Raw genomic sequence first — 10,632 nt, forward strand, 5'->3', positions numbered from 1 at the left:
CTCCCACATGGATTTGGGTTTGATCGCAAATTTGATGCACACCGCCGAGCCCCTGTGGGAGCGAGCCCGCTCGCGATAGCGGTGGATCAGCTGGCATCAATACCGAATGTGCCGCCGTCTTCGCGAGCAGGCTCGCTCCCACATGGATTTCGGGTTTGATCGCAAATTTGATGCACACCGCCGAGCCCCTGTGGGAGCGAGCTTGCTCGCGATGGCGGTGGATCAGTTTGTATCAATGCTGGATGTGCCGCCGTCTTCGCGCGCAGGCTCGCTCCCACATGATTTTGGGTTTGATCGCAAATTTGATGCACACCGCCGAGCCCCTGTGGGAGCGAGCTTGCTCGCGATGGCGGTGGATCAGTTTGCATCAATGTCGGATGTGCCGAAGCCGAAGCCATCGCGAGCAAGCTCGCTCCCACAAGGGGTCGTGGCCGTTCAGTCCACCAAGGTACATGCCATGACCACCGCATCCTCGCGCCCACCCACTGCCGGGTAGTAATCCCGGCGCCGGCCCACTTCGTTGAAGCCATAGCGCTCATACAGCCGGAACGCCGTGCGATTGCTGTCGCGCACTTCCAGGAAACATTCCCGGGCCTCGGCCTTGTAAGCGATCGACATCAGGTGTTCCAGCAGGCACAAGCCCAGGCCACGGCCCTGGTTTTCCGGCTTGACGGTGATGTTGAGCAGGTGCGCCTCGTCCAGGATGATCTGCACCACCCCATGGCCCACTTGCTGCTGGCCTTCGAACATCAGCCATATCTGGTATTTGCCCAGTCCGTCGAGAAATATCCCGCGGGTCCAGGGGTGGCTGTAGGCCGCGTATTCGATTTTCAGTACAGCGTCGAGGTCCGCCTCGGTCATCGGGCGGAACGATACAGCGTCACTCATTCGATTCTTTCCAGCGCGCCATCAGCCGGCGCATGGCTTGCCAGACATCAGCCTTGCGCTGTGGCGTTTCCATTAACAATTCCAGCCCGGGCAACGCCCAGGCCGAGCCCAGGCCTTCGACCTGCAGTTCGCGATTGAACGCCTCGGCATCCGCCTCGCCGGCAAACTTCACCGCCGGCAGGCCGATCAGCCACAGGCACACGCAGGGCTCGTCTTCGAGCCGCGCCGAAACGAAGCCTTGGACGAAATCCCGCGCCGCTTCCGGCCCCTGGTCCATGGTGCCTCGCGACAACAGCGGCCAACGCACCGGTTCGCCAATGATCTGCGGGCTGTCCGGCAGACCGGCGGCGCGCAGCATGTCCTTGAGCAGCAGGTAGGCCGGATCGCGACTTTGAAACGGCTCGCCCGTGGGCAACTCCACCAACAGCAGGCAACGCCCGGCCCGCAGCAGTTGCAGGGCGAAACGCGGCGGGGCGACATAGGGGGCCTTGGGCGGCGCCTCGACCACCTCTTCCACCGGTTTGGCATTGGTGCGGGTCGAGGCCAGGCTCGGGCGCGGCACTTCGATCTTGGGCCGCTCGGGTGCGGCGGCTGGCGCCTCGGCGACCGTCTTGGCCACAGGCGCCGTCACGACCGGCGCGACGTACTCGGGCTCGGGCGTTTCCAACAGCTCGGGCCGCGACGGGGCGGCGAACGGCAATTCGGTACGCGGCAGCCAGTTGACCACCTGCATGGCGGTCAGATAGGCGCGGCGACGGGACTCGATAAGCAAGTGTCGGCCACTTGTGGATAACTGAAAGTGGAAGCGATTCTACCGCCCTTCGACGCGGATCGCTGCCCTGTGAGGCAATTATCGATCAATAGGGAGCGACAGTCCGTCCAAGGGGTGAATCGCAACCGGCCCGATGCAGTACAATCGCCGCTTTTAATTGCCAACCCGACGGCCATTGCGATGATCGACCCCAAGCGCGTCTTGCGCGCCCTCGCCGAACACTGGGCATTGCTGGAACCTTTGTGCGAGCACTTCGACCAGGGCACCCTGAGCCTCAACGAATTGCGTTCACAGCTGGCCGCCCAACAACTCGACAGCACGCCCCAGGACATCACCAACCTGCTGGACGTGTGGATCCGCCTGGACATCCTCGTACCGGTGGCGAAAAGCCCGAACCGCTTCGAGCTCAACGCCCAGATCCATGACTTCCTCGCCTACCTGCGCCGCGAGCACCGCCTGGGCCTGTGCCTGGAGATCGAAGCCTACCTGCGTCACCTCGAACGCCTGGCCGGCTACATCCAGGATGCCTTCGATGTGCGCGACGGCAACGACCTGGCCCGCCAGTTGCGCCTGCTGGACATGCGCGTGCGCGACGTCCTGAAGAAACTGGCCAACGACGAACAGGCGCTGGTGGCCGTCGCCGAACGGGCCAAGACCAGTGACCGGCAGATCCCGCTGCGCCAGCGCTATGCCGAAGTGCTGGCGACCTGGGACGAATACGTCGAGCCGATGATCCAGTTGGTGAACGCTGATGGCGCGTTCGAGCAAGGCGTGCGCAAGGTCGAGAACGTGCTGTTGCGCATGCTCACCGAACAGCAGCGCCTCGGCCATCTGGTGGACGACGACATGCTGCTGCGCACCCACGCGCGCATCCTGGAGATGCAGACCAGCGCCCAGCTGACCCTGCGCCACGCCCGGGAACTGCTTTTGCCGTTGCGCGAAGAGGCCCGCCGCCATAACGCCGTGACCCGTGGCGCGGCGCTGGCCCTGGCGGCCATTCGCCGCAAAGGCATTGACGCTGTGCCGCAAGCGGCCATGCCGCTGTTCACCCGGCCGCAAAGCACCTTCCTGGGCAGCGCCAGCCAGGTTGAAGCCTACGTCTATGCCCTGGCCCGCTTCGAACCGAAACCGGCGCGTTTCCCCAAGTCCCACAAGACCCACAAGGGCGGCGAAGCACCACGTGCGCCGCGCACCGTGCGCGAGATGGTCGAGCGCTGCGAAGACGCCCTGCCGATGCCGGACTTGATGACCTGGCTGCTGGAGCAGGAGCCGGACGGCGCCACCGACGAATTGCTGTACTGGTTCTCGCGCCTGTCGCGGGAAAAACGTTTCAAGCGCGAGCGTCTGGAACGCCGCGAATACCACACTCACGAGCATCAGGTCAGCCTGCGCTCCTTCGCCCTGCTCTCGGCCGGCGACACCGCCGCCGAGGATTCTGCGAGCATCCCCCATGCATCTTGATCTATCCGAACTGTCCCAGCTGGCGCCGATCTTCCGCGAGCTGTTCAAGGGTTACCACGTCAGCCGCCGCGACCCGGAACTGTACGCGCAGTTGTCGAACTTCCAGGACCAGTACCGCACGCTGTTCAAGGCCCTGGGCTTCGAACTGGTCTGCGACACCCGTGGCTTCTACTACTTCGTGCCGGACCTGGCCGCCGCCGCGGTGAACAAGACCGCCCAGCGCCTGGCCCTGTTCACGTTCATCCTGGTCGAGCACCTGGCCGACCAGGGCCGCGACCCCATCGCCGTGCTCGATGGCGGTAGCCTGGGCCGCGATGAGCTGCCTTCATTGCTGGAGAAACACCGCGACCTGTTCATCCAGGCCGAAGTACAGACCCAGGAAGAGCTGGAAGAAAAAATCATGCGCCGCATGACCCAACTGGGTTTTGCCAGCGAAGAAAACGGCGTGTACCGCTTCCTGCCGCCGATGCATCGCTTCCTTGATGTCTGCCTGTCCGTCCAGCAGGACCGCGACCTCGCCGCCAGCCTGCACAGCGTGCTGCCGCTACCGGCACCGGTATTGATCGATGAAGACAGCGACGAAAAACTGCTGCAGACCGATGATCCGCTGGACCTCAGCGAATTCGAAGGCGAAAGCGAAGAAGACGCACTGGCCCGCGCCATTGCCGAAGAACAGGAGACCGACGCATGAGCAAGGAACGCTACGGCATCCGCCGCTTTGCCCTTTTGAACACCGCCGGCTACAGCCTGGGCTTGTTCCCCCTGGAAGAACCGCTGTCGGTGTATGGCGCGAACAACCTGGGTAAATCCGCCTCGATCAACGCCTTGCAGTTCCCGATCCTGGCGCGCATGTCGGACATGAGCTTCGGCAAGTACAGCCTGGAACAATCCCGGCGTTTCTACTTTGCCTCAGACACCAGCTACATCCTGGTTGAAGTCGCCCTGCCCCACGGTCCACACGTGATTGGCGTGGTCGGGCGCGGCCCTGGCGGTGGTTTCGGTCACCAGTTCTTTGCCTATGCCGGCAAACTGGACCTGGCCCACTATCAGAAAAATGACACCTGCCTGCGCCAGAAAGAGCTGTTCACCAACCTGGAGCGCGAAGGCCTGAAAGCCTACGAACTCAAGCCGGATGAACTGCGCCGCCTGCTGGTGGGTGGTCACACCTCGCTCCCGCTGGACCTGACGCTGATCCCGCTGCGCTCCACCAGCGAGCAAAGCCTCAAGACCTTCCGCGCGCTGTTTATCAACCTGCTGCACATGCGCGAAATCACCGCGGCCAAGCTCAAGCAACTGTTCCTCGATGCGTTCGAACACAGCCTGCGCTCCGGCAGCGTGGACTACATCGCCGCGTGCGAAGAAGCCTTCCGCGATGTACGACGCATGGAGCAGGACTACAACTCCCTGGTGGCAGCCGGTCCGCTGGTGGAAGCCCTGGCCAATGGCGTGAAGCAGCGCGACATCCTGCGCGGCAAATTGCATCGCCTCTCGCCGTTGCTCGACTCGCTGCTGGGCACCTGGTCGGACTACGCCAGCGCGCGCAAGGAAGAGCTGACCATCCAGGCCGAACACTACCGCAACGAGCAGGATTCGCTGCAGACCGCCCAGCGCGGCGGCACGCAGGAACTGATGCGCCTGGAACGGGAAATCAGCGGTATCCAGCGCTGGATCGGCGAGCTGTCGGTGCTCAAGAACCGCTATGCCCTGGTGGATGACGTCAAGGTCCTGGAGCAACAACTGCTCGCCGCCAAGGACGCCCACGACGATCTGGCCGGCGCCCTGGCCCAGTCCCGGCAGTTCAGCGCCGAAGACTTGGAAGAACGTCTGCGCGACCTGGAAAAGCGCCTGAAGTCGGTCAAGCAGCAACTCGATCACGCCGACAACAACAGCTATGCCCGCCTGCGGGAAGAGTTCTCCCAGCAGGACGTGGAACGCCTGATGCGCTTGTTCAACAGCGCCCTGTTCAGCCTGCCGCTGGGCGAGCACGGCATCGCGCTGGACGAGAACGGCGAGTGGGTCAAATCCATGGAGCTGATCCTCGACGGCTTCAAGGGCGAGCGTTTCGAAGTGCCGGGCCTGTCCATCGACCTGTCCCACATCGAGCCGCCGGCCCTGCAAGCCCTGGCCGACCGTGCCGCACTGCGGGACCAGAAAGAACGCTTGGAAAAAGAGCTCAAGCAGCTCAAGACCCAGCAAGCCGTGGCCGCCGACCGCGCCGCGAGCAAGACCCAGACCGAGGCGCTGTACCAGCAGGTCCTGGACGCACAGAAAGCCCTGGAAGATTTCCGTCGCACCCAGACCTTGAGCGCAGAGGAAGGCGAGAAACTCGAGCAACTGGCGCAGATGGAAGCCGCCCAGGACGAACTCAAGCGCTCCAGCGATGCGTTCACCGAACGCGTCCAGCAGCTGTCCGCCAAGTTGCAACTGGTGGGCCGGCAGATCGCCGACATGGAAGCCAAGCAGCGCACCCTCGACGACGCCCTGCGCCGTCGTCAATTGCTGCCGGCGGACCTGCCGTTCGGCACGCCGTTCATGGACCCAGTCGATGACTCCATGGACAACCTGCTGCCGCTGCTCAACGATTACCAGGACAGCTGGCAAGGACTGCTGCGGGTCGACGGCCAGATCGAAGCGCTGTATGCCCAAGTGCGCCTCAAGGGCGTGGCCAAGTTCGACAGCGAAGACGACATCGAGCGGCGCCTGCAGCTTCTGATCAACGCCTACGCCCACCGCACCGACGAGGCCCTGACCCTGGGCAAGGCGCGTCGTGCTGCCGTGACCGATATCGCCCGGACCTTGCGCAACATCCGCAGCGACTACGACAGCCTCGAGCATCAACTGGCGCTGTTCAACCGCGAGATCAACAAGCGCCAGGTGTCCAACCTGCAGAGCTTCCGTATCGTCCTGGCGCCGAACAAGGAAGCGCTCAAGCACATCGACCAGATCATCCACAGCGCCGGCCAGTACGAAGAAGGCGAGACGCTGTCGGTGTTCGACCTCAGCCAGAGCGCCGAGCAGGACAACAAGAACGAAGAAGCCAAGGAATACCTGGCGCGGCTGGTGGCGGCGAACCACAACCAGCTCGGCCTCAAGGACCTGTTCGAACTGGCGTTCGAGATCACCAAGATCAACGGCCAGCCGGTGATTCACACCGACATCGACGGTGCGGCGTCCAACGGCACCACCATGACCATCAAGGCGCTGACCAACATGTACTTGTTGCTGCACTTGATGGACCGCGAACAGGCCGGTCGCGTGCGCCTGCCGTACTACCTGGACGAAGCGGCGGACATCGACGAGAAAAACCAGGCCGCACTGCTGGAAACCAGTCTGCAACTGGGCTTCGTGCCGATCCTCGCCAGTGTGAAGCCGCAAGTCTGCGCCAGTGTCGCCATCGACCTGGAAGGCGGCAGCGGCCCGAACGGCATTTACATCGACGAAGCGGACTGGAAATACATCCGTCGTCACGATGCGGTGAAGGCCACGGTGAATGTCCAGGCCGATGAGCCGGAGCTGGATTCGGTGTGATGTGAATCTCAGGATGTGAAAAAGGCCGCGATCCATTGGATCGCGGCCTTTTTTATTGCGCTGGTTTTGAGTCCGTAGGAGCTGTCGAGTGCAACGAGGCTGCGATCTTTCCACTGCCATTGAGTCCAGAGCGAAAGATCAAGATCAAAAGATCGTCCGAACGCGGCCCGAGCCTTCGCCAGCTCCTACAGAGCCCAGCGGGAGCAAGCTCCCTCGCCACAGGTATCACATTCAAATAGCTTACTTGCCAAGACTGATCTTCGGTGCCCAGGTCAGCCATTCATCTTCAAACTTGTCGAACAACGGGAAGGTTTGCTCCGGTCGCGCCGGGTTGCCCATCCGCTCACCATCCGGCGTTGCGAACGCAATGCCGCCCTGGATCAAGGTTTCAAGGGACTCGGTTCGCACCGTCGCGCCCTTGAACAGACCGAAGTCCAGACCGAAGCCACTGCTATTCCAGAAGCGGCTGCCGCTGCGCACCAGCGGTGCATACTTGGGCTCGATCAGGATATGGATCAGCACCCGGTCCGCCGTCTGGCCGAGCTCATAACCTGTGACCTTGCCCACCGTGATTTCCCGATAGGTGACCGGCACGCCGATCTTCAACGAACCACGGCGGGCCGCGCTCAGCACCAGGCTGAGACCGGCTTCGGGTATCGCGCTTTCCGGCGGGTTGGCCAGGGCCACGAAGCTTTTCTGCGGCCCAAGGTTTTTCACCGAAGGCTGCACTTCAACGTATTGGCCTGTGACCAGCGTCTCCAGGTTGGAGGTCTTCATCAACCCCAACTCAGGCTTGACCACCCAGAACTGGGACCCGACCCGGGCGATGCGCTCAGGCACTTCGGTGATACGCGCAGTGAGCAACACCGATTGCATGTCGGCGCTGAGATCGACACCTTCGATCTTGCCGACGTCCAACCCTTTGAAACGGATCGGCGTACCACTGCGCAAGCCATCGGCGCGGTCGACCTTGATCGTCACCACAGTGCCGCGCTGTTGTGCGGCTTCGTGATCGGCAAACAGCCGGAAACGCGGAATGCGTCTTTTCAGCGGCACATTGGGTTCCGGCGTTTCGAAGGCAATCCCGCCGGCCATCAGGCTTTGCAAGGACTCGCTCTTGACCTGGATCCCCCCTGTCAAACCGCCCGTGAGCGTGATGCCACTGGCGTTCCAGAACCGTGTCGAGCCGTTGACCAGCCCTTCATATTCCTTCTCGATGTGTACACCAATGATCAGTTGCTTCTTTTTGCGAGAAAACTGGTAGCTCTGCACCGAGCCGACCTTGACCTGCTTGTAGAGAATCGGACTGCCGACTTCCAGGGAACCGAGGTTTTCGGTCAGCAGGACCAAATGCAGGCCCGGTGAACGCAAGTCCAGCGGTGGCGCCTTGGCCCGGGCTTCGTACTCGCGCTGCGGCGCGCCACCCTTGTCACCCGGCCGCACGGCAATGTAGTTGCCCTTGACCAAGGCTTCCAGGCCGGTGATACCCGCCAGGGAGATCGACGGCTTGACGACCCAGAACTGCGTGCCGGTCACCAGGTAATCTTCGGCCAACGGGTCCAGGGTCAGTTCGGCCGTGGCACTGGCCAGATCCGGATCGACCTTGAGGGTCTTCAGACTGCCGACCTGAATGCCTTTGTACATCACAGGTGTGCGACCGGCCTGCAAGCCTTCGAAGTCGCTGAGCTTGACCTTCACGCGAATGCCCGCTGCCGCTGCATCGAAGTCTTCGTAAAGGCGGAAGGGCAGGCTTGGCTCCGTCGGCGGACTGTCCTTGCGGCTTTCCGGCGTGGCGAAGGCGATGCCTCCGGCCACGATGCTGGCCAGGGACTCACTGCGCACTTTGACGCCCGAGAGGTTGGCATCGATGCTGATGCCACTGGCGTTCCAGAAACGCGTGTGTTTACGCACCAGGCTGGCGTAGGTCGGCTCGATGAAGATCTTGATTTCAACAGTGCGCTGGTCTTCGGACAACAGGTAGCTTTTCACCTGGCCAACCTGGATCTGCTTGTAGAAAACCGGACTGCCGCGGTCCAGCGACCCCAAGCGCTCAGCCTTCACAGTCAGGTGCAAACCCGGCTTGGAATCCGACAGCGGCGGCTCTTCGACCAAGGCTTTGAATTTACGGGTCGACTCGCCTTCACCCGGACTGATCGCCACGTAGTTGCCCGATACCAGGGTTTCCAGGCCAGTGATCCCGGCCAGGCTCACGCTCGGCTTGACCAGCCAGAAACGTGTTCCGCTCTTGAGGTACTGCCCGACATCCTTGTTCATCTCGATGGTTGCGATAACGCCCTTCGAGCTGCCTTCATCATCGAGCGTGAGGTCTTTGACTTTGCCAACCGTCATACCTTTGTAGACGACCTCGGTCTTGTTGACCTGAATCCCTTCACCGCTCTCAAAGCGCACATTGATTTCGATTCCGGTCTCGTTATAAGCCCGCCAGCCGAGCCAGCCGCCGATGATCAACGCAATCAGCGGCAGGACCCAGATGGCCGACCAGTTCGAAGCCGGTCGGGTTTTAGCGGTAGGCAAATCAGTCATGGTCGTTATCCGACTCCGTGTTATCCCAAATCAGTCGGGGATCGAAGGTTACTGCGGCAATCATTGTCAAAATCACTACGCTGGCGAAAGCAATCGCACCGAGACCGGCTTCGACACTGGCGAGTCGTCCAAAATTCACCACCGCCACCAGGATGGCGATCACGAAAATATCCAGCATCGACCAACGCCCAATGAACTCGATGAAACGGTACATCAGGATGCGTTGCCGCGCCGACATGGGCTGGTGCCGCTGTACGGAAAACAGTAACAAGGCGATGCCCACCAGTTTGAAGGTGGGCACGAGGATACTGGCGATGAACACCACGGCGGCGATAGGGATCATGCCGTGCTGAACCAACTCAATGACACCGGCCATGATGGTGCTCGGAGCGCCTTGGCCCAATGAGTTGATGGTCATGATCGGCAGCATATTGGCCGGGATATAAAGAATCGCGGCAGTGATCAACAACGCCCAGGTCCGCACCAAGCTGTTCGGGCGACGGGGATGGACCCGTGCGCCGCAGCGAGTACAGGTTTGGTTGTCGGTTTCGGCGTCTTGCCGATTCAACTCATGGCATTCCGTACAAACCAGAATGCCGGCATCAATCGCCCGCATGGGCATCTTCTCCTGATAACGCCTGCCAGATCTGATGCGGTGACATCACCACCTCCAGCCAGACCTGAACAAGTAACAAACTGATGAAGCACACCAAACCAAGGCCTACGGTGATGGCCGCCATGTCTGCCAACTTGACGATGGCCACCAACACGCCCATGAGGTAAACCTCGAGCATCCCCCAATCCCGTAGATGGTGATAAATGCGGTACAGCAACAAACCGTAGCTACGGCCAATATCCAAGCGAATGGTCAGCAATACCGCCAACTGACAAAGCAACTTGAGCAGTGGAATGCCCATGCTGCACAGGAACACGACGACCGAGACGCCTTGCATGCCGGTATCGAACAGACCCACTACTCCGCTCCAAACGGTGTCCTGGGAGGACTGCCCGAGCAGATTGAGTTGCATGATGGGTAAGAAGTTGGCCGGCACAAATAACAGCAAGGCAGCGATCACCAAGGCAAGGCTGCGTTCGACTACATTGTGTCTGTGGGCATACAGCTCATAACCACAGCGGGGGCACTCGGCTTTTTCGCCATGGGCCAGTTGGGGCTTGCGCATCAACAGGTCGCACTCATGACACGCCACCAGATCGCTCAGGGGTAGATCTGACAACCTATCAGTGTCTGACGGATCGGGCATAAACAGCTCTGGCTCAGCTAAGGTGGGGCTATTCTAGTGCTCCAGCTCGAAAATAACTGTGCAAATTTATCACGAGCTTTCGCAGCGTTTTATGATGGGCAAAACAAAACCCCTACCTGCATCAGCAGATAGGGGTTTCGGAATTTAATCTTGACGATGACCTACTCTCACATGGGG

The 10,632-nt window shown here is 61.2% G+C and carries 8 protein-coding genes; 3 read left to right on the forward strand and 5 right to left on the reverse strand.

The features are described 5' to 3' along the window. Window positions 1-435: 435 nt before the first annotated feature. Both rimI and HGO40_RS24000 read right to left on the reverse strand, forming a co-directional pair. Entirely contained in the window at window positions 436-888 is a 453-nt protein-coding gene (gene rimI / locus HGO40_RS23995; protein ID WP_250965035.1) for a ribosomal protein S18-alanine N-acetyltransferase, read from the reverse strand. Beyond that, window positions 881-1,660, reverse strand: coding sequence for an energy transducer TonB (locus HGO40_RS24000; protein WP_250965036.1), 780 nt, complete (start codon window positions 1,658-1,660; stop codon window positions 881-883). The genes rimI and HGO40_RS24000 overlap by 8 nt, the downstream gene beginning before the upstream one ends. A 180-nt stretch (window positions 1,661-1,840) precedes the next feature. Here HGO40_RS24000 and mksB point away from each other — a divergent pair, with 180 nt between their 5' ends. Genes mksB through mksF form a run of 3 tightly spaced genes read left to right on the forward strand, consistent with a single transcriptional unit; the run spans window position 1,841 to window position 6,649 of the window. Further along, a complete protein-coding gene (gene mksB, locus HGO40_RS24005; protein ID WP_250965037.1) occupies window positions 1,841-3,121 on the forward strand; it encodes an Mks condensin complex protein MksB in 1,281 nt (426 codons plus the stop codon). After that, window positions 3,111-3,812, forward strand: coding sequence for an Mks condensin complex protein MksE (mksE, locus tag HGO40_RS24010; protein ID WP_250965038.1), 702 nt, complete (start codon window positions 3,111-3,113; stop codon window positions 3,810-3,812). Before mksB ends, mksE begins: the two co-directional genes overlap by 11 nt. Next, window positions 3,809-6,649, forward strand: a complete 2,841-nt coding sequence (mksF, locus tag HGO40_RS24015) for an Mks condensin complex protein MksF (RefSeq protein ID WP_250965039.1) — start codon at window positions 3,809-3,811, stop codon at window positions 6,647-6,649. The genes mksE and mksF overlap by 4 nt, the downstream gene beginning before the upstream one ends. Window positions 6,650-6,889: 240 nt before the next feature. Here the strand turns inward: mksF and HGO40_RS24020 are convergent, their stop codons facing one another. The 3 genes from HGO40_RS24020 to HGO40_RS24030 are packed head-to-tail and all read right to left on the reverse strand — an operon-like array spanning window position 6,890 to window position 10,455. Continuing rightward, window positions 6,890-9,193, reverse strand: coding sequence for a PqiB family protein (locus tag HGO40_RS24020; protein WP_250965040.1), 2,304 nt, complete (start codon window positions 9,191-9,193; stop codon window positions 6,890-6,892). After that, the gene (locus HGO40_RS24025) at window positions 9,186-9,809 is read right to left on the reverse strand and encodes a paraquat-inducible protein A (RefSeq protein ID WP_250965041.1); all 624 of its coding nucleotides are present in this window, start codon (window positions 9,807-9,809) and stop codon (window positions 9,186-9,188) included. The genes HGO40_RS24020 and HGO40_RS24025 overlap by 8 nt, the downstream gene beginning before the upstream one ends. Further along, window positions 9,796-10,455, reverse strand: coding sequence for a paraquat-inducible protein A (locus HGO40_RS24030; protein WP_186729802.1), 660 nt, complete (start codon window positions 10,453-10,455; stop codon window positions 9,796-9,798). Before HGO40_RS24030 ends, HGO40_RS24025 begins: the two co-directional genes overlap by 14 nt. Window positions 10,456-10,632: the final 177 nt, after the last annotated feature.

The organism is Pseudomonas sp. CG7 (assembly GCF_023701885.1).
In the GTDB taxonomy this organism is placed as follows: Bacteria; Pseudomonadota; Gammaproteobacteria; order Pseudomonadales; family Pseudomonadaceae; genus Aquipseudomonas; species Aquipseudomonas zanjanensis.